Source organism: Actinoplanes sp. NPDC051343 (assembly GCF_044455125.1).
Taxonomy (GTDB): Bacteria; Actinomycetota; Actinomycetes; order Mycobacteriales; family Micromonosporaceae; genus Actinoplanes.
This window is the reverse complement of the sequence record NZ_JBITEL010000013.1, coordinates 103,562-122,332: the sequence shown is the minus strand read 5'-3', so window position 1 is coordinate 122,332 and position 18,771 is coordinate 103,562. Positions and strand designations below refer to the sequence as shown.

At 69.8% G+C, this 18,771-nt stretch carries 17 protein-coding genes and 1 tRNA gene; 6 read left to right on the top strand and 12 right to left on the bottom strand.

Going from position 1 to position 18,771, the window contains the following annotated elements; all coding sequences use genetic code 11:
- Positions 1-211: 211 nt before the first annotated feature.
- From ACIA5C_RS36010 to ACIA5C_RS36000, 3 genes are all read right to left on the bottom strand, one after another.
- Positions 212-285, bottom strand: a tRNA-Met gene (locus tag ACIA5C_RS36010).
- A 97-nt stretch (positions 286-382) separates the two neighbouring features.
- Positions 383-3,433: a UPF0182 family protein gene (locus tag ACIA5C_RS36005; RefSeq protein WP_396063132.1), complete on the bottom strand. Its 3,051-nt coding sequence runs from the start codon at positions 3,431-3,433 to the stop codon at positions 383-385.
- Between the two features lie 80 nt (positions 3,434-3,513).
- A complete protein-coding gene (locus tag ACIA5C_RS36000; RefSeq protein WP_396063130.1) occupies positions 3,514-4,545 on the bottom strand; it encodes a PDZ domain-containing protein in 1,032 nt (343 codons plus the stop codon).
- 90 nt (positions 4,546-4,635) lie between these two features.
- On the opposite strand from ACIA5C_RS36000, the gene ACIA5C_RS35995 reads away from it, so the two are divergent.
- Positions 4,636-5,898 carry a zinc-dependent metalloprotease gene (locus ACIA5C_RS35995; protein WP_396063128.1) on the top strand — a complete coding sequence of 421 codons (1,263 nt, stop codon included), beginning with the start codon at positions 4,636-4,638 and terminating at the stop codon, positions 5,896-5,898.
- A gap of 109 nt (positions 5,899-6,007) precedes the next feature.
- On the opposite strand, the gene ACIA5C_RS35990 is transcribed toward ACIA5C_RS35995, so the two are convergent.
- Positions 6,008-6,604: a hypothetical protein gene (locus ACIA5C_RS35990; RefSeq protein WP_396063126.1), complete on the bottom strand. Its 597-nt coding sequence runs from the start codon at positions 6,602-6,604 to the stop codon at positions 6,008-6,010.
- Positions 6,605-6,613: 9 nt separating this feature from the next.
- A complete protein-coding gene (locus ACIA5C_RS35985) occupies positions 6,614-7,147 on the bottom strand; it encodes a M48 family metallopeptidase (RefSeq protein ID WP_396063124.1) in 534 nt (177 codons plus the stop codon).
- Between the two features lie 461 nt (positions 7,148-7,608).
- Here ACIA5C_RS35985 and ACIA5C_RS35980 point away from each other — a divergent pair, with 461 nt between their 5' ends.
- From ACIA5C_RS35980 to ACIA5C_RS35965, 4 genes are all read left to right on the top strand, one after another.
- Positions 7,609-7,770 (top strand): DUF5679 domain-containing protein, encoded by a 162-nt coding sequence (locus ACIA5C_RS35980; protein ID WP_015625326.1) that lies wholly within the window; start codon positions 7,609-7,611, stop codon positions 7,768-7,770.
- Between the two features lie 193 nt (positions 7,771-7,963).
- Entirely contained in the window at positions 7,964-9,175 is a 1,212-nt protein-coding gene (locus ACIA5C_RS35975; RefSeq protein WP_396063122.1) for a hypothetical protein, read from the top strand.
- 278 nt (positions 9,176-9,453) lie between these two features.
- Positions 9,454-10,800, top strand: a complete 1,347-nt coding sequence (locus tag ACIA5C_RS35970) for an ABC1 kinase family protein (protein ID WP_396063120.1) — start codon at positions 9,454-9,456, stop codon at positions 10,798-10,800.
- A gap of 29 nt (positions 10,801-10,829) precedes the next feature.
- On the top strand, positions 10,830-12,107 hold the full coding sequence (locus tag ACIA5C_RS35965; protein ID WP_396063118.1) for a M18 family aminopeptidase: 1,278 nt from the start codon (positions 10,830-10,832) through the stop codon (positions 12,105-12,107).
- A 295-nt stretch (positions 12,108-12,402) separates the two neighbouring features.
- Here the strand turns inward: ACIA5C_RS35965 and ACIA5C_RS35960 are convergent, their stop codons facing one another.
- The 3 genes from ACIA5C_RS35960 to ACIA5C_RS35950 all read right to left on the bottom strand — a co-directional run bounded on the left by ACIA5C_RS35960 (position 12,403) and on the right by ACIA5C_RS35950 (position 15,457).
- Entirely contained in the window at positions 12,403-12,765 is a 363-nt protein-coding gene (locus ACIA5C_RS35960; protein ID WP_396063116.1) for a WhiB family transcriptional regulator, read from the bottom strand.
- Between the two features lie 142 nt (positions 12,766-12,907).
- Positions 12,908-13,063: a hypothetical protein gene (locus ACIA5C_RS35955; protein WP_396063114.1), complete on the bottom strand. Its 156-nt coding sequence runs from the start codon at positions 13,061-13,063 to the stop codon at positions 12,908-12,910.
- Between the two features lie 246 nt (positions 13,064-13,309).
- Positions 13,310-15,457 (bottom strand): ATP-dependent DNA helicase UvrD2, encoded by a 2,148-nt coding sequence (locus ACIA5C_RS35950; protein ID WP_396063112.1) that lies wholly within the window; start codon positions 15,455-15,457, stop codon positions 13,310-13,312.
- 81 nt (positions 15,458-15,538) lie between these two features.
- Here ACIA5C_RS35950 and ACIA5C_RS35945 point away from each other — a divergent pair, with 81 nt between their 5' ends.
- Positions 15,539-15,781, top strand: coding sequence for a mycoredoxin (locus ACIA5C_RS35945; RefSeq protein ID WP_396063110.1), 243 nt, complete (start codon positions 15,539-15,541; stop codon positions 15,779-15,781).
- A 7-nt stretch (positions 15,782-15,788) separates the two neighbouring features.
- Here ACIA5C_RS35945 and ACIA5C_RS35940 read toward each other — a convergent pair whose 3' ends face one another.
- The 4 genes from ACIA5C_RS35940 to nudC form a co-directional block, all read right to left on the bottom strand.
- A complete protein-coding gene (locus ACIA5C_RS35940) occupies positions 15,789-16,328 on the bottom strand; it encodes a hypothetical protein (RefSeq protein ID WP_396063108.1) in 540 nt (179 codons plus the stop codon).
- The gene (locus ACIA5C_RS35935) at positions 16,325-16,789 is read right to left on the bottom strand and encodes a hypothetical protein (RefSeq protein WP_396063106.1); all 465 of its coding nucleotides are present in this window, start codon (positions 16,787-16,789) and stop codon (positions 16,325-16,327) included. The genes ACIA5C_RS35940 and ACIA5C_RS35935 overlap by 4 nt, the downstream gene beginning before the upstream one ends.
- 27 nt (positions 16,790-16,816) lie before the next feature.
- On the bottom strand, positions 16,817-17,677 hold the full coding sequence (locus ACIA5C_RS35930; RefSeq protein WP_396063104.1) for a phytanoyl-CoA dioxygenase family protein: 861 nt from the start codon (positions 17,675-17,677) through the stop codon (positions 16,817-16,819).
- Positions 17,678-17,810: 133 nt separating this feature from the next.
- Positions 17,811-18,743, bottom strand: a complete 933-nt coding sequence (gene nudC / locus ACIA5C_RS35925) for an NAD(+) diphosphatase (protein WP_396063508.1) — start codon at positions 18,741-18,743, stop codon at positions 17,811-17,813.
- Positions 18,744-18,771: the final 28 nt, after the last annotated feature.

Sequence of the window (18,771 nt, the reverse complement as noted above, 5' to 3'; positions counted from 1 at the left end):
CCCCACCAACCACAACCACCGAAGCGAGGGCTAACCGCAACCACCCCACCAACCGCAACCGCAAGCGCCCCACCAACCGCAAGCGCCCCACCAACCGCAAGCGCCCCACCAACCGCAACCACCGCAACGCGGGGTCTGGGGGCTCGGCCCCCAGGGGAAATGCGAAAAGTCCCCGTCCGCGCATTCCGCGGACAGGGACTTCCCAACTTTGTAGCGGGGACAGGATTTGAACCTGCGACCTCTGGGTTATGAGCCCAGCGAGCTACCGAGCTGCTCCACCCCGCGTCGGCCTGTTAACACTAGCGCAAGGCGCCCGATACCTGCAAAGCGACCCCCGTACGGCCGGTGGCCCGCCGTCGGCGGGCCACCTGACCTGGGGTTTCTAGCCGCTGGGGGTGGGTGACGGGCTTCCGGAGGCCGGCGCCGCGGGGGTCGCCGGCGTGCTTGCGGAGGGGGTGACCGTCGGTCCGGTCGTGGACTGGCCGGCGGCCTTCTGCGCGTTCTGGAAGTTGGTCATGGCCTGGTCGAGGTCCTGTAACGCCTGCCCATATTTCGTGAAGTTGCCCGATTTCTGGGCGCTGCGCACGTTCTCGATGGCCGTTTGCAGTTTGGCGGCCGCGTCGGCGAGCTGGCCGCTGACGTTGGCCGGTGGTGTGGTCGGCTGGGTCGGCGGTGGGCTGGTCCCGCCGCTCGGGTTGGTGCCCGCCTGTTTACCGAGGGCGACCAGACCGTCCTGCAGGTTGTTGGCGAGCACCACGTACGTGCCGCCGTCGCCGTACGACATCAGGACCTTCTGGAGCAGCGGAGCCGCCGTCTCCTGATTGCCGGATTTCACGTAGACGGGTTCGACGTACAGGATGCCGTTGTCGACCGGCAGCGTGATGAGGTTGCCGTAGAGCACCTGCAGCTGGGATTGGCTGCTGTTGGACAGCAACCCGAGTAGGTCGGTCCGCACCGCCGTGTTGTTGTTCATTTTCTGATGAACCTGGACCGGGCCGGGTGTGACCGTCTGGTCGGGCACTTCGGTTATCTGTAGGTGCGGATCGTCCTTGTCGTCGTAGTAACCGCTGACCAATGCGGCCAGATTTTCCCGGTTGTACGGCGTGACGGCCGCCGTGAGCTGGAACGTCGGCCCGCTCTGCTCGGGCAGCTGGACGTTCAGGTAATAGGGGGGTTGCCGCACGTTGCTCTGCGGGTTGTCCGGCGCGTTCGGCACCTGCCAGAAGTCCTGGCCGGAGAAGAACGCGTGCGGGTCGGTGACGTGGAACTTGGTAAGCAGGTTCCGCTGCACCTTGAACATGTCCTGCGGGTAGCGGAAGTGCTGGGCCAGGTCGGTCGGGATCTGGGCCTTCGGGATGATCAGGTGCCCGCCGAACGCCTTGTTCCAGGCCTTGAGCACCGGGTCCTGCTCGTCGAACTGGTAGAGCTTGACCGTGCCGTCATAGGCGTCGACGGTCGCCTTCACCGAGTTGCGCATGTAGTTGACGTCGTCGCGGTCGAGGGCGAACTGCCCCTGCCCGGTGAGTTCGTCGCGCGTCTCGGTGGCCAGGTTGATCTTCTGGGAGTACGGGTACGTCGACGCGGTCGTGTAGCCGTCGAGGATCCACACGATGCGGTGGTTGACGACCGCCGGGTAGGGGTCGCCGTCGATGGTGAGGAACGGCGCCACCTTTTCCACCCGGGAACGCGGGTCCCGGATGTACATCAGCTTGGAGTCCTTGTTGATCGCGTCGGAGAGCAGGAAGTTGCTGTCCGCGTTCTTGACCGAGAAGACCAGCCGGCGGAAGAACGAGCCGATCGGCACGCCGCCCTTGCCTTCGTAGGTCGAGTACTCTCCGGCCTCCGATTTGTTACTGCTGTTGCCGCCCGCCGGGCTGGTCGAGTCGGTGGCCGGCCGGTCGAACTCGACCCGCTTGTTGGAGTCGGTCTGACCGACGACCGCGTACTCGGCGGATTCCTCGCCGAAGTAGATCTGCGGGTGGTCGACCGGGATCTCGTCGGTCGGTGACGAGCAGCCCTGCTGGGTGTCGCCGGGCGTCGGCGTGCTGGCCGACGGCTGGTTGTTGGTCAGGAAGCCGGAGACGAAGTACGGCAGGCCGTTGCAGACCACCTTGTTGGCCGGCGCCGCGACCAGGCCGTAGCCGTGGGTGTAGACCGTGTGCCGGTTGATCCAGTTGCGCTGTTGGGTGGTCAGCTTGTCGTCGTTCATCTCCCGCACGCCGACGACGTAGTCGCTGGGCGTCTGGGCCCCGGCGAGGGTGTAGCGGTCGACGTCCAGTTTCTTGCCGAAGTCGTAGAAGCCCCGGTACTGCTGGGCCTGGGTGAAGGCCTGCGAGACCAGTTGCGGGTCGACGATGCGTACGTTCTGGGCGCTCGCGTTCGTCGCGAGCGTGGGTTTCGGGGTGAAGTTGTTGGTTTTGGCCTGCACCGGGGGTGACGACGTCCCGAGGTTGAAGGCGGCCCGGGTGGCGTCGATCGACTTCTGGATGTACGGCGCCTCTTTGTCGGCCAGGCTGGGCTTGACCTCGAAGTTCTGCACCGCGAGCGGGTAGATGCCGCCGATCGCGACCGCCGAGATGGCCAAGAGCGCGAGGGAGACCCCCGGCCAGACCAGGTTGCGCATGCCGGCGTTGGAGAACACGATGATCGCCACCGCGACCACGATCGAGATGTAGGCCAGGATCTCCTTGGCCGGCAGCAGCGCGTTGACGTCGGTGTAGCCGGCGCCGTAGAGGCCGGGCGACACGTGCTGGGCGAGCAGGAGCGCACGTCGGTCGAGCACGTACGCCACGGCCTTGAGTAGCACGAAGACCGCGACCAGCGTGGTCAGGTGGGCCCGGGCGGCCGTGGTCATGCGGTCGCCGACGCCCTGCAGCCGCACACCGCCGAAGAGGTAGTGGACGGCCAGCGAACCGATCACCGACAGGACGATCGCGGTGAATCCGACCCCTAGCAGGTAGCGCCAGACCGGGTAGTCGAAGACGTAGAACGAGATGTCCACATGGAATTGCGGGTCCTTGACACCGAACGGCACCGCGTTGCGGAACAGCATCCAGTCTTTCCACCGGCCCTGCCCGGAAAGGCCGGCGAAGAACCCGATGATCACCGTGAGGACGGTGATCCAGGTGCCGAGCCGGGGGCCGATGACCATGCGGTAGCGCTCGAGAGTGGCCTGTTCCGCGGAGTGCGGGCGCAGCAGCGGCCGCAGGCGGTAGGCCAGGTAAAGATTCGCGGCGATGATCAGCGCAACGGCCACGCCGATCACGACGAACAGAAGCAGCCGGGTCAGCAGAACACCGGAGAAGACATTCGTGAAATGGACTTCGTTGAACCAGAGATAGTCGGTGTACGCGTCGATGCCCCAGCCGAGCAGCGTGAATAAGAGGAAGACCCCGACCAGGACGCCGACGGTGACGCGACCGCGGCGGCTCATCCTCGGCAGAGGACTGTTACGCATGACCAACGTTGGCTCCACACTTCAGTCGGGCCGAAGTTCTCACACTACGACACCTGTCACGACGCCGAGCACGGCTTGGGAGTGCCGCCGCCGGTGAAGGTCTTGAGCGCGGTGAGAGCGTCGTCCACGTTTGCCACCTCGGCCATCGGCAGACCGGGAACCGCGTTCTGCAATGCCTCGGCGCAATTGTCTTTGGGCACCAGGAAAATTTGTGCGCCGGCGCTCTTCGCCCCGACCAGTTTCTGCGGAATACCGCCGATCGGGCCGACATTGCCCCCGTCGTCGATCGTGCCCGTTCCAGCGATGATCTTGCCGCCGGTGAGATCCGCCGGCTCAAGCTTGTCCAGAATGCCGAGCGTGAACATCAGCCCCGCGCTCGGCCCACCGATCTTGTCGAGATCGATGTGGATCTCGTACGGGCTGGGCTGTTTCGTGGTGATCTGAACCCCCAGCCGGGGCGTCTTGCCGTCCTTGGTGTCGGCTTTCGTGGTGACCTGGGTCGTGCCGGGCCGGCCGGCCCGGGTGTAGCCCACGGTCAGCGCGGTGCCGGCCGGCTTGGCCGTCACCAGCTGGGTGAGCTTGTTGGGGTCGGTCACCTTGCTGCCGTCGATCGTGGTGATCACGTCGTCCTTTTGGAGCCGGTCGGTCGCCGCCCCGCCCCCGGTGACGCTCTGCACGATCGTCTGCACCGGGTAGCCGAGCTTGGTCAGCGCGACCGTGACCGCGCTGAGCTGCGACGCGGTCCACTCCTGGGCGTTCTCCTGCTCGACCTGTTTCTCGGTCTGGTTGGGCGGGTAGATCAGCTCACGCGGGACGACCGCGTCCTTCTTGCTGAACCAGCTGCCGATCGCCCACACCAGCTCCACCTGCGACTGCACGTTGACCGTGGTCAGCCGCAGTTGTCCGGTGGAGGTGGAGGTCTCGCCCTTCTTGACCTGGATGACGTCCTTACCGTCGGCGGTGCCAAGCGTGTTGACCGTCGGCCCGGGCTTGAGCACCACGTAGGGCAGGGGTGCGGCCATGACACCGACTGCCAGCAGAGCGGTGAGCAGGGCGCCGAGGATTACCGTGACACCGCGACGTCTCATGCGCAGGAGACTATCGCCCCTGCCTGAGTTCACTCTGAGCTGACACCGCCATCGGTCCGGAGCTCGCCTTTCGCGCGTACGGTTGGGTACGTGCCCGATATCCCGTTCGGCTTCTCGTTGCCGGGCGCTCAGCCGCCCGATCCCTCCGACCCGCAGCAGATGCAGCAGTTCATGAATCAGCTGCAGCAGATGTTCGCCGCGCCCGGCAGCGGCCCGGTCAACTGGGACCTCGCCCGCCAGGTGGCGGCGAGCCAGCTGTCCGGCTCCGGTGACCCCGCGGTCAACATGTTCGAGCGGCATCAGGTCGAGGAGTCTCTGAGACTCGCCGACCTGTGGCTCGACCCCGTCGCCGCGCTCCCGAGCGGCATCAAACTCGCCGCGGCCTGGAACCGCAACGAGTGGATCTACAACACGCTCGACGTGTGGAAGAAGCTCTGCGACCCGATCGCCGGCCGGATGGTCGGCGCGATGGGCGACCTCGTTCCCGACGAGGCCAAGGCGCAGCTCGGCCCGATGCAGTCGATGGTCGCCACCCTCGGCGGCGCACTCTTCGGCGGCCAGCTCGGCCAGGCGCTCGGCCAGCTCGCGGCCGAGGTGCTCTCGGCCGGCGACATCGGCCTCCCGCTCGGTCCGGGCGGCACGGCCGCCCTCGTCCCGGCCAACATCAAGGCGTACGGCGAGGGCCTCGAGATCCCCGAAGATCAGGTACGCCTGTACGTGGCTCTCCGCGAAGCGGCCCACCAGCGGCTGTTCGGGCACGTCCCGTGGCTTCGGGCCCACGTGCTCACGGCGGTCGAGACGTACGCGAACGGCATCACCGTCAACCGCGAGGCGATCGAGGAGGCGATGAGCCGGGTCGACCCGAACGACCCCGAGTCGATGCAGGCGATGGCACTCGAGGGCATCTTCACCCCCGAGGACACCCCGCAGCAGAAGGCGAGCCTGGCCCGCCTCGAGACGGCGCTCGCGCTGATCGAGGGCTGGGTCGGCCACGTGGTCGACGCGGCGGCCGGCGACCGGCTGCCGTCGGTGGTGCAGCTCGGCGAGGCGTTCCGGCGCCGCCGGGCGGCCGGCGGACCGGCCGAGCAGACGTTCGCGGCGCTGGTCGGCCTCGAGCTGCGGCCACGGCGGCTGCGCGAGGCGGGCGCCCTCTGGGCGGCGGTCACCGAGAGCCGCGGCATCCAGGGACGGGACGCCCTGTGGGGCCACCCCGACCTGCTGCCGACCGACGACGACTTCGCCAACCCGCAGGCGTTCGCTCAGACGAGCAACGACTGGGACATCAGTGAGCTTGACAACCTGGGCGAGGCCCCGAAGGAAAAGGGCGAGGAGCCCGGCCCCGACGCTGAGTAACGCCAGGGCCTGTGGACAGCCCCCGGAGGGTTGTCCACAGGCACCCCCGGGATCTTCATTTTTTCGAGAGAATTGAGCCGGGGGGCGCCCCCGCGAGCCAGCGTGAAGATCAGCCGCCGAGCACCGCTCGCGTGTTGTCCCAGCCCTCCAGCCCCATGTCGAGCGACGCCAGCTCCTGCGCGCCCCTCAACCGCCGCCAAGCGGCCGTAGTAGTCACCTCAGCAGGCTGCGGCGCCCCGCGCCGCAGCGCCTGAGCGGACGCCTCGTCGAGCCCCACGTCGCTCACCCACGGCTCGAGCGGCAACCGCGCAGCCACCCCGAGCGCCCCGCCGTCGGCCCCACCCGGCGCAACCGCGAGCGTCTTCGCATCCAACGGCTGCAGCAGCTTCCCCAGCACCATGCCCGGCACGTCCGGTGCATCTGCCGCCACGATCGCCGCCTGATCGAACCCGTCGGCGGCGGCCGCGGCGAAGACCGGCCGGATCGTGGCGGACGACACCTCCCACACCGGCATGCCGGGCCAGGCGATCTCTTCGGCGAGCTCCCGGTCGGCCGGGACGCAGGCGATCGCCGGCGAGGCGGCGGACAGGCGCGCGAGCAGGTCGACCACGTCTTCGGCCAGGGCGGCACGCCACTTGTCGAGCGCCACGCCGGGCGGACTCCACGTCACCGGAACGAGCAGAGCAACAACGACCCGTCGGACCACGCCCGAACTCTAGTCGTCGGCGAGGACGAGCCCGGTCGCCGCGCTGATGCCCTCGAGGTATCCCCGGGCGCGCTCGGACTTCGGATAGCGGCCGACGAGGTCCCAGAACCGGGCGTTGTGGCTGGGCACGATCAGGTGGGTCAGTTCGTGCAGGAGCACGTAGTCGATGACCCAGTCGGGCATCTCCTGGATGCGGTGCGAGATGCGGATCGTGCCGTCGTCGGGCGTGCAGGAGCCCCAGCGGCCGTTCTGGTTGGTGACCCAGCGGACGCTGGTCGGCACTATGCGCACCGCGTAGTCGGGAAGGTAGCGGCTGGTCAGGCGGCGCGCCCGGGCCAGCAGTTCCTCGTCGGTGCGCCGGATGCGTTCCTCGCGGGCGGCGAGCCGGGCGAGCATGCGCTCGACCCACTCGGTCTCCTCGGCCCGGGAGAACCGATCCGGGATGAGCACGACCACGCGCTCACCGTCGCGGTACGCGGACACCGTCCGACGCCGGCGCTGGCTGCGCCGCACTTCCACGACAGGCTTGCGCGTCCGTGCCATTACCGGCTCGCGCAGCCCAGGTTCGGGTTCACGTTGAGACGCTAATCCGTGAGACCCATGTCACCGCAAGAGTACGGCCGATGACACGTGCCAGATTTGGGCTTTTCGTCACGGAATAACCGAAAAAAATTTCCAGCCGCGCAACACCGACCATCGCTCGACGCCCCGTCGCCGCGCAAGTTCCTGCCTGAAACAGGGAAAAGATCCTTTTTGAAGGCAATCGTCGGCGTGTTTCGGGCTAATTGGACGAAAAGGCCCTTTTCTCCCGGCACACTCAGCGTCGTCGGCGACACCGCCGACGCTGCGCTGACATGGAACTGGCCTGACCTGGGTAGTGACCGCCGAGCGGCGGCCACATCCACGTGGTCGCGGAGCGGTCCAGCGCCGAACAGAAGATCGCGGCCCATCGCCGCGAGCAGGGACCGGGCCGATCCGGCCGCCGACATGACATAGGAGGAACCGTGGCCGACAACACGTACAACGGCTACTGCGTCAAGTGCAAGGAGAAGCGCGACTTCCAGGGCACGGTGGAGGTCTCGAAGACCGGCATGAACATGGCCAAGGGCAAGTGCCCGGTCTGCGGCACCACCGTCAACCGGATCCTGGGCAAGGCCAAGGCCTGATCCGCGTTCCCCGGGGCGGGTGACCGCCCCGGGGGAACCCGTATCCGTGTCGACTCGGACACGTTGAGTAATTGCCAGCCCGCCGCAGCCTGTGGATAACTCCACCAAGCCTGTGGACAGCAGGCGTCATCGGCACCGTCGCCCTGTGGACAACCGATCCGCTCCGCACCGCTGCCGTGACAACCTGTCACCCGTGAACCGTCCCGTAGTCATCCCCGGCCTCCCCCGCACCTGGCGCGGCCCCCGCGACATCCAGTTCGGCTCCGACCCGTCCCGGGCGCTGTCGATCGAGCTGGCCGACCCCCGGGCGGCCCAGATCCTCGACCTGCTCGACGGCACCCGATCCGAGCGAGCGGCGCTGCAGCGAGCCGCTGAGCTGGACGTTCCGGCCGATCAGGCGCGGGCTCTCCTCGAAGCGCTGCAGGCTGCCGGGCTGGTCATCCCGGCCTCCGACCTGCTACCGACCGGTCTCCCGCCCGAGTCGCGGCGCCGCCTGGTCGGGGAGGCGGCCGCCCTCGCGATGGCCCGCAAGCGCCCGGCCGACATCCTGGGCCGCCGCGCCGCCTGCCGGGTCGTCGTCACGGGCCATGGGCGGCTGGGCGCGCCGATCGCGGTCGCTCTCGCGGAGGCCAGCGTCGGCCAGGTCGAGGCCGACATTCCGGGCACGGTCGGCCCGGGCGAGCTGGCCGGCGGCCCGCTACGCGGGACCGACCTCGGACGGCCCCGGCGCAAGGCAATCTCCGACGCCGTCCTACGCGCCGCACCAGGCTTACGCTCCCATTCCGTACGCGCGGCCACCGCGCCCCACGAGCACCCCCACCCCGAACCCGCCACGCACCCCCAACCCGAATTCGCCCCGCACCCACAACTCGAACCGGACTCCGCCGCCCCCGCCGCGCCGACAGGCGATCGTGCCGACCTGCGCTCGCCTCTACGTGACTCAGCCGCACGCCGCCCCAGCTCGCCCGAGCACAGCCTCGCCACGACCGTCGTCGTGCAGCTGGACCACTACGGCAGGCCGGGCGTGCCTCACCTGGCCGTAACCATCCGCGACGGCACACCGGTGATCGGCCCGTTCGTCCCGGCCACCGGCGGCCCCTGCCTGAGCTGTCTCGACCTTCACCGCAAGGACCGTGACCCGGCCTGGCCCGGCCCACCGCGCCGACCGCTCTTCGAGGCCGTCGAGCCCTGCGCAGTAGCCACCCTCCTGGCCGCCACCGCATTCGCGACCGCCGAGGTCCTGACCCACCTCGACGGCGGCCATCCGCAGACCCTGGCTGCCGCGGTCGAGATCATCGCCCCCGGCCGCACCCGCCGACGCCGCTGGCCACCGCACCCCGCCTGCCGATGCGCCCCCGAGACACACCCCAGCGCCAACCAGCCCGGACCGCCTTCCCAGCACTGAGCAGATCCGGGCCGCCTACCTGCCGCCGAGCAGACCGGGCCGCGTTGGCGGCGGTGACCAGACGCGGGCGCACGGTGACGGCGCTGATCAGATCCGGCCATGCGGTGACGGTGCCGTCAGCGATGCGGAGGTCGGCAGCCCGGATCATCGGCCGCCGGGGCTCGTGGAGGGCATAGTGGCCAGGATCGCGGTGGCAATGATTGGACTTTACCTATGAAACCGGACAGACCTTGCCGACCCGGGCGGATGATGGCCGATTCTTCGGTCACAATGATCGGGTGAGCGACATACCGCGTCGTGCCGCGGCCCGTACGGCCAAGCTGGCGGCACTGCCCCTCGGCTTCGCCGGACGCACCGCGCTCGGATTGGGCAAGCGCGCCGTGGGGATCGCGAGCGACGTCATTTCCGCCGACATCCAGCAGCGCACGGCCGAGCAGCTGTTCAGCGTCCTCGGCCAGCTCAAGGGCGGGGCGATGAAGTTCGGCCAGGCCCTGTCGGTTTTCGAGGCGGCGCTGCCCGAGGAGATGGCCGGGCCTTACCGTCAGGCGCTGACCAAGCTGCAGGAGGCGGCCCCGCCGATGCCGGTGGCCAGCCTGCACAAGGCGCTGGCCGAGCAGCTGGGCGACGACTGGCGTGACAAGTTCGGTGAGTTCGACGACAGCCCGGCCGCCGCCGCCAGCATCGGTCAGGTGCACCGCGCCACCTGGAAGCTGAAGCCGGCGCGCAAGAACGCCAGACCCAAGACGATCCCGGTCGCCGTCAAGGTGCAATACCCGGGTGCCGGCGACGCTCTGCTGGCCGACCTCAAGCAGCTGGGTCGCATGGCCGGCATGTTCAAGATCATCCAGCCCGGCATCGACGTCAAGCCGCTGCTGGCCGAGCTGCGGGAGCGGATCACCGAGGAACTCGACTACGCCATGGAGGCGGAGACCCAGCGGGCCTTCGCCTCGGCGTACGCGGGGGACGAGGAGATCTTCGTGCCCCAGGTGATCGCCGAGGCGCCCCGGGTGCTGGTCACCGAGTGGGTCGAGGGCACCCCGCTGGCCAAGGTCATCACCGATGGCACGGTTGAGGAACGCGACGAGGCCGGCCGCCTGATGGCCCTGCTGCACTTCTCCGCCCCGGCCCGGGCCGGGCTGTTGCACGCCGACCCGCATCCGGGCAACTTCCGCATGCTGCCCGACGGCAGGCTCGGCGTGATCGACTTCGGCGCGGTGGCCCGGCTGCCCGGCGGGCACCCGGAGCCGGTCGGCCGGATGGTGCGGCTGGCGCTCGACGGTGACGCCCAAGGGGTCGTCGAGGGTCTGCGCGACGAGGGCTTCATCGCCGCCGACGCGGAGATCGACGCCGAGGCGGTGCTGGCGTTCCTCCGACCGATGATCGAGCCGGTGGCGGTCGACGAGTTCCGCTTCACGCGGGCCTGGCTGCGCGGCGAGGCGACCCGGCTGAGCAGCCCGCGCTCCCCGGCGTACCAGTTGAGCCGCAAACTCAACCTCCCGCCCTCCTACCTGCTGATCCACCGGGTCACGCTCGGCTCGATCGGGGTGCTGTGCCAGCTCGAGGCCGAGGCGCCCTACCGTTCGATTCTCGAGGAGTGGCTGCCGGGCTTCGCACCGGTCAGCTAGGGGACCGCTTCCCATGATTCGATGGGGGAATGGACGCGCCCTCCCACATCGATGACCTGGCTGCCTTCGTCACCGCATCCCCCAGCTCCTACCATGCGGCGGCCGAGGTGGCCCGCCGGCTCGGCGAGGCGGGATACGTCCCGCTCGACGAGACCGCCGACTGGCGCGGGGCCGTGCGGCCCGGCGCGCGGCTGGTCGTGGTCCGGGAGGGCTCGGTGGTCGCGCTTGCGCTGCCGTCCGGCGCCGGCCCGACGACCCCGTTCCGCGTCCTCGGCGCGCACACCGACTCGCCCGGCTTCAAGCTCAAGCCCCGGCCGACGCTGTCCGCTTCCGGCTGGCTGGCGGCCGGCGTCGAGGTGTACGGCGGTCCGATCGTCGCCAGCTGGTTCGACCGTGAGCTGGAGTTCGCGGGCCGCCTGGTCGCCCTCGACGGCACGGCCCACCTGATCCGTACCGGCCCGTACGCCCGCATCCCGCACCTCGCGATCCACCTCGACCGGGAGCTGAACACGTCGTTCGGGCCCGACCGGCAGCGCGACGTGCAGCCGGTCTTCGGGGTGGGCGGCCCGGGCGACGGCGATCTGGTCGGCCACCTGGCGAAGCTGGCCGGGATCGATCCGGACCAGGTCGGCGGGTACGACGTGGTGACGGTCGACTCCGCGGCCCCGGCCCGGTTCGGCGCTGACGATGCGCTGTTCGCCTCGGCCCGGCTGGACAACCTCTCCTCGGTGCACGCCGGGCTGGCCGGCCTGCTGGCGGCCGAGCCGACCGGCTCGATCGCGGTGCTGGCCTCCTTCGACCACGAGGAGGTCGGGTCGGAGAGCCGTTCCGGCGCGGCCGGCCCGTTCCTGGCCGACGTGCTGGAACGCGTCTCGGCCGCGCTCGGCGGGGACCGCAGTGAGCTGGCCCGCGCGGTGGCCGGCTCGTGGTGCCTGTCGTCGGATGCCGGGCACGCCGTCCACCCGCACCGCAGCGACCGTCACGACCCGGCCAACCGGCCGGTGCCGGGCGGCGGCCCGCTCCTGAAGATCAACGCGAACCAGCGCTACACCACCGACGCTTCCGGTGCCGCGTTCTTCGCCCGCGTCTGCGCCGCCGCCGGCGTGCCCTACCAGGAGTTCGTCTCCAACAACGCGGTCCCGTGCGGTTCGACGATCGGCCCGATCACCGCGACCCGCCTCGGCATCCCGACCCTCGACGTCGGCACGCCGCTGCTCTCGATGCACTCGGCCCGCGAGATGTGCCACGTCGAGGACCCGGGCCGCCTGGCCGCCGCCGCCCGCGTCTTCCTCTCGTCCGCCGAATAAGCCGACCAGAACGGGAAGAGCCCGCCCGCGGGACGCGGACGGGCTCTTGTCGAAGGGGTCAGTGGTCGATCAGTAGCGCCCGCCACCGAGTTCGCGGGAGGCCCGCGCGCGGGCTTCCAGGGCTACTCGACGAGCGGGACGGTACGCCTCAGATGTGCGGTCACTCTGAGGCCGACGCGTTCGGGCCCGGGACAACGCTTCGTGGAGAAGTTTTACCTTCAGGGCTCCGTTGAGGGTCATTTCGCTACTCGGCTTTCGTACGTCGGGATGGATCAGGGTGGTGGTCATGTGCTTGTCAGGCCGCCAGTCGGACCGCGTTGCGGGAGTCGACGCCGTCGCGGGCCAGCCGCTCCTCGACCTCGACCGCGAGCTCCGCGTCGCGGGCCACGTCAGCCTTGCGCGGACGTCCGCGGGGCCGCTTGCGCGGGACCACAGCGCCACGCTCGAAGATTTCGCCGCCCCAGACACCCCAGGGCTCGTTCCGCTCGACCGCACCGGCCAGGCACTCGACGCGCAGCGGGCAGTCCCCGCAGAGCGACTTCGCCAGTTCCAGCTGGGCCGGGGAGTCCGAGAACCAGAGGTCCGGGTCGAACTTCCGACAGGGCAGGTTTGCCTCGATCTCGACGCTCACGTCGATCGGGGCCAGCGCCAGACTCATAAAGCCCGGTCACCTCTCTCTTCTTCGTCGATCTTCTGGATCGCCTACCGGTGGTGCACCGGCGGTAAGCCGGCAAAGAAATAGGCCGCGGATCCCGGTTGTCGGGTTCCGCGGCCTCGAGGTGAGCCGGAGGTCTGATAGATCAGACCGGCCTTCCTCGAGGCGGAATCCCGCGCTCGTCGAAGTACCGCTTGCTGTCGACGGAGCTGCCGAGATCCATGAACCCGGTGGTGCCATTGACGCCGTTGGTGCGACCCTCAACCAGAGCCAGCTCGGCCTGGGTCTGGACCTGGTGCACCCGCGGAATCGGAGCCCACGCTGCAGCCAATACCGGAGTGGCAGGCTTCAGAGCGGACGGAGCGCAGGCAGCAGTCAGCAGCACCGACGGTTGCGTCAGCTTTGTAGTCACCATCGTTGCCACCTCCTCCAGATGCGTTGCACTCAATGCCAATTGGCCGGTTACCTGACCCCAACAAGCGACTGCTCGCCGAGGTGTGCCCTGAGGCTATTCCTGCCCCGCAAGCGAGGGCAAACGAATTACGGACTAGTTTTCAAACTTTTTCTGAGCGCCCTCGGGAGCAAGATCATCTGGGCTCGCCCCCGCCACCAGAGCGAACACCGCGTCGCCGTACTGCCCGAGCTTGCGGGGGCCGATTCCGGCGATCGCCAGCAGCTCCGGCGGGCCGCTCGGGCGGCGCTCGGCCAGCGCCACCAGCGTCGCGTCGGTGAAGACGACGTAGGCAGGGACTTTGAGCTCGGCCGCGGTGCGCTGCCGCCAGGTCTGCAGACGCTCGTAGAGATCCTCGTCCATGTCGGACGGACAGGTCGGGCAGCGGCCCAGTTTGCGGTCGGCGCCGGCCAGCAGTGTGGCCCCGCAGACGCGGCAGAACGAGACCTGCGGCCGCTTACGGTCAGGTTTCCGACTGCGGTCCCCCGCCCGTTCGGTGGACGACGTGCGCTCGAGCTGAGGCAGGAAGCGGCACGGCCGCCGGGCGCGGCCGCCCGACGACCGCAGCTGACCGTAGGAGAGCCAGAGCCACTGCCGGGCCCGGGTCACCCCGACGTACAACAGGCGGCGTTCCTCCTCCAGCTGCTCGGGGGTTTTCGCGTACGTCGTGGGAAGGGTCCCGTCGGCGAGCCCGACCAGGAACACGGCGTCCCATTCGAGGCCCTTGGCCGAGTGCAGGGAGGCCAGCGTCACACCCTCGACCGTCGGGGCATGCTGCTGCTCGGCCCGGCGCGCCAGCTCGTCGTTGAACGCCGTCAGCGAGACGTCGCGCTGCACGGCCCCCGCCTGACCGATCGGCTCGAGAGCGGGCGTCTTCGCGTACTCCTCGGCCAGCGCGACCAGGGCCGCCAAGGCCTCCCACTGCTCGCGGGCGGCGCCGCCGGCCGGCGGCTGCTCGCGCGACCAGCCGACCGCCGCGAGCGCCTCGACCACCGCGACCACCAGCGGGGTCTCGCCGGGCGTGGAACGCACGGCCGCGCGCAGCGCGATCATCGCCTGGCGGATCTCGGGGCGCTCGAAGAACCGCTCGGCCCCGCGCACCACGGCCGGCACCTGCGCCTCGGCGAGCGCCTCCTCGTACGCCTGGGACTGCGCGTTGATGCGGAAGAGCACCGCGATCTCACTCGCCGGCGTGCCCGACGCGATCAGGTCGCGGCAGCGCCGCGCCACCGCCGCCGCCTCGGCCGTCTCGTCCGGGAAGATCTTCAGTTCGGGCTCGGCGCCCGCCGGGCGCTGGCCGACGAGTTCCAGCCGGAGCCGCGCCTCGTTGCCGCGGGCCTGGCGGATCACCGCGTTGGCCAGGCCGACCACCTGCGGCGTCGAGCGGTAGTCGCGGACCAGCCGCACCACCACCGCATCCCGGCGCTGGCGCGGGAAGTCGATCAGGTAGCCCGACGTGGCGCCGGTGAACGAGTAGATCGTCTGGCTGGCGTCGCCGACCACGGTCAGGTCGTCGCGGCCGCCCAGCCAGGCGTCGAGCAGGCGCTGCTGGAGCGGGTTGACGTCCTGGTATTCGTCGACCACGAAGTGGCGGTACTGCGCACGGATCTCCTCGGCGACGTCCGGGTGCTCCTCGATGCCCCAGACCGCGGCGCGCAGCATGTCCTCGAAGTCGATCACGCCCTGTCGGCGCTTCAGCGTCTCGTAGGCCGCGAACACCTCGGCCACCTTGGCCGGTTCGAACGGTGGCTCGCGCATCGCCTTGGTCGCGGCGACCGGGTATTCGCCCGGTTCGACAAGCGACGACTTGGCCCACTCGATCTCGCTCGCCAGGTCGCGGGCGCCCGTCCGGTCGGCCCGCACCCCGGCGCGGCCGGCGGCCAGGCTGACCATGCGCGCCTTGCTCTCCAGCAGTGCGGGCATCGCGCGGCCCTCGAGCAGCCGGGGCGCGAAGTAGCGCACCTGGCGCAGCGCCGCGGCGTGGAACGTGCGGGCCTGCACCCCGGAGGCGCCGAGCGCGCTGAGCCGGGCCCGCATCTCAGCCGCCGCCCGCGCGGTGAAGGTGACGGCGAGGAAATGCCGGGGGCTCGCCTCGCCGGTCAGCGTGCGGTAGGCGATGCGATGAGTGATCGCCCGCGTCTTGCCGGTGCCCGCGCCGGCCAGGATGCAGACCGGGCCCGCGGGCGCGGTCACCGCCGTCCGCTGTTCCGGGTCCAGGCCCGCCAGCACCGCATCACTCAACACGGTAGGGAATCATGACACCCGGGTGTGACGTTGTGCGGGAAGGCGCAGTGCCATGTGACCCGTCCGAAGGGATCCCGACCGATGTTGACCATGTACTCGACGTCCTGGTGCGGCTTTTGCCACCGCCTCAAGTCGCAGCTCGACCGGGAAGGCATCGCTTACGACGTCGTGGACATCGAGCAGGACCCGGCCGCGGCCGAGTTCGTGATGAGTGTCAACGGTGGCAACCAGACCGTGCCCACGCTGAAGTTCTCCGACGGCTCGGCCCTGACCAACCCGTCCATCGTTCAGGTGAAGGACCACCTGGCCGCCATCGCGGCGTAACCGGCCCTCAGACGGCGGCGAGTCGCTCGGCCTCGGTAACGAGGTCGTCGAGCTCGCCGTCGCCCAGAGCCAGCTCGTCGGCGAGCGAGGCGAAAAACAGCACGTGGACGCCGACCAGGACGGCCGGGTCGAGTTCGCCGACCGGGACCGTCTCGCCGAGCTCGGCCCGCACCAGCATCTCGGCGTCGATCAGGGGCAGGGCGGCCGCCTCGTGCACGTGGACCGCGGTTGCGACCGTGCGACTGATTTCGGCCAGTGGGCTGCCGGGCTGGAACCGGCGGCGTACGGCCAGTCCGAACGCGTGGTGCCAGACCCGCCGGGCGTAGTCGTCGACCGGCCCGGACGGCGTACCGAATCGGGCCGGCGCCTCGTCGCCGGCCGCCGCCCGCAGATAGTCGCCCGCGTTCGTCCAGGGCGGATGGCCCGCTTCGGCGGGCCTTTCGGTTGTCCGGGGTCCTGGATCGGCCGGACCGCCGTTGGGCCGTCGCATCCGCACCGGATCGGCGTGCTTGCCCTGGTTGATCGGGCGGCGCCGGGTCTTGCTCATAGCGACCGCCGGCCGATCGTGCGGTTGCGCGGCCGGTCGAACCGGGCCACCCGCCGCTCCGCGTGGTCGACCAGCGCGACCGGGTCGCCGCCGGACCGGGCCAGGTCGCCGACGGCGTAGCAGATCAGCTCGAAGCGGCGTACGTCCGGGATGCCGTGCGCGAGCTCGGGCTCGCCGGTCGCCGACCGGATCAGCGCCTCGGCCTGGCGGGCGACCTCACCGCCGGTCGGCAACGACTGGCCTGCCAGGAGGTCGTCGACGTATCCGGTGACCGCCCGCGGGTCGCGCCCGACGAAGGTACGGCGTGCCGCGACGATGAACAGCTCCCGCAGCAGCCGGATGGCGCGCGGCGAGTCGCTGAGACGAGACAGCGACCGCGCCGGGTGCCCGCTCTCGAGTGCCTCGAGGACAAGCCGTCCCGCCGCGGTCGCCGCTGTCGCTAATTGCCCTGTTTGACCCACATCCGGACTCTAACCGGATGCGCCGTCTCAGGGGATCAGAGCCGGAATGCTGGAGTCGAGCAGACCCCGCTCCTTGAGCGCGCCGTAGAGCGGCGTGGTCTCCGGGTAGTGGCCCCAGGCGTGGTCGCCGGTGCCGTCACCCTTGGGGCAGTGGCCGAGCAGCTGCTTCTGCACGTCGTTGAGCCCTTCGAACCAGGCTTCCTGCGGCAGGTGCGCGACGTCGTCGCGGCCGGCGATCCACCGGTAGGTGTAGCCGAAGAACGCGCCCATGCGAGTGATCTCCGAGTAGTTGTCGGAGCGCGCGTGCCAGATGCGCCGGTCGAAGACGACCAGGTCACCCGCGTTGGCGGTGATCTGGGTCGCGCCCTCGGGCGTCGGCCACGGAACGCCACGGCTCGGCGGGCCGGGGAGCCAGTTGGTCTTGTGGCTGCCCGGGATCACGGTGAAGTTGCCGCGGCCGGTCTCGCTCACGTCGGAGAACCAGTACGCCAGCTTGACCGAGAACATCGGGCGCGGGTCGGTCTCGATCTCCCGGTTCTGCCGGCCACCGTCCTGGTGCCAGTGCCACCAGTCCTTCTGCTTCTCGTGGATCTGCGGGTGCACGTCCACGTGGGAGTGGTAGATGTGCGTGTTCCACCCCAGCAGGGACCAGATGTAGCTGAACGCCTTGGGGTGATCGATCAGGTAGGCCAGCTCGGGGACGGAGGTCACCGCGGAAAGCTGGTGCAGGGCACCCGTCGCGTTCAGGCCGTGGCCACCGGGCTCCTGAGCCCGTTCGTAAGCGGCCTGGATCGCGTTGCGCCCGACCTCGATCTCACTCTCACTGAGCACGCCCGGAACGACGAGGATGCCATCCCGATCAAACGTGGCACGCTCTTCGTCCGTCATGGAGGTCCATGTGGGCGCTTCCACCTGCGTCATCGAATCCACCTCTCGGTCTTTGTAGTTCGAGACGGTCTGAGAACGCCGGAAGGTTACCTCAGAAGAAGAAAACTTCTCCGCTTAGACCGGCGAGGCCAACCTACGCGGGCAAACCGCGCAACCAGCGCTCAATCAGGTAAAAGGCGATCGAAGCTCGCATCGGCAGGCTGGCCGGCCGGCCGGTCTCCGGATCGACGAATTCACCCGCGATCATCTGGGCCACGTCACTCCGGGTGAACCACCGGGCCTCGTCGATCTCCTCCGGGTCGAGGCGGAACGGCTGATCACGATCGGCCACGGCGTGGAAGCCGAGCATCAGCGAGCCCGGGTAGGGCCAGGCCTGGCTGCCCGCGTAGTGCAGCGAGCGCAGCGCGATGCCGACCTCCTCGCCGACCTCCCGGATCACCGACGCCTCGGCCGACTCGCCGGGCTCGACGTAACCGGCCAGGCAGGAGAACCGGCGCACGCCGTCCGGGCCGACCGGCCAGCCGGCGTTGTGCCCGAGCAGGCACCGGCCCTCCGGACCGGCCACGCCGTCGTGCACCAGCACGATCATGGCCGGGTCGGTGCGGGGCCACATCATGTTGCCCTCGGTGTCGCGGCGGGCCCAGCCCGCCTCGATCGCCTCGGTCGGCAATCCCGTACGCGGCGAGAACCGGTGGCTGGCGTGCCAGTTGTCGAGCGCCGCGGCGGCCGTGAACAGCCCGGCGTCACGGTCGTCGAGCAGGTGCCCGATGTCTCGCAACGTGACCGCCCGCGTGCCCGCAAGCGACGGCAGCGGCGCGTCGATCGTCCACATGGCGAGACCCGACGGGTCGACCCCGAGGAACCAGTGGTCGCCCGCCGGCGCCTCGGCCGACGGCACCAGCACCAGCTCGGCGCTGCCGTCGACCCGGTCGGTGACCAGCGCCCGGCCGCCCTTGGCCAGGTCGACCACGAGCACGACGCCCTCGTCCCACGCCTTGGCCAGCCAGGCGTCGTCTCGGCGGCGCAGGGCCGACCGGTCGAGGTCGCTGCGGGCGAGCGGGGGCAGGCCGGGCTGCTCACTAAGGTCGGGCTGC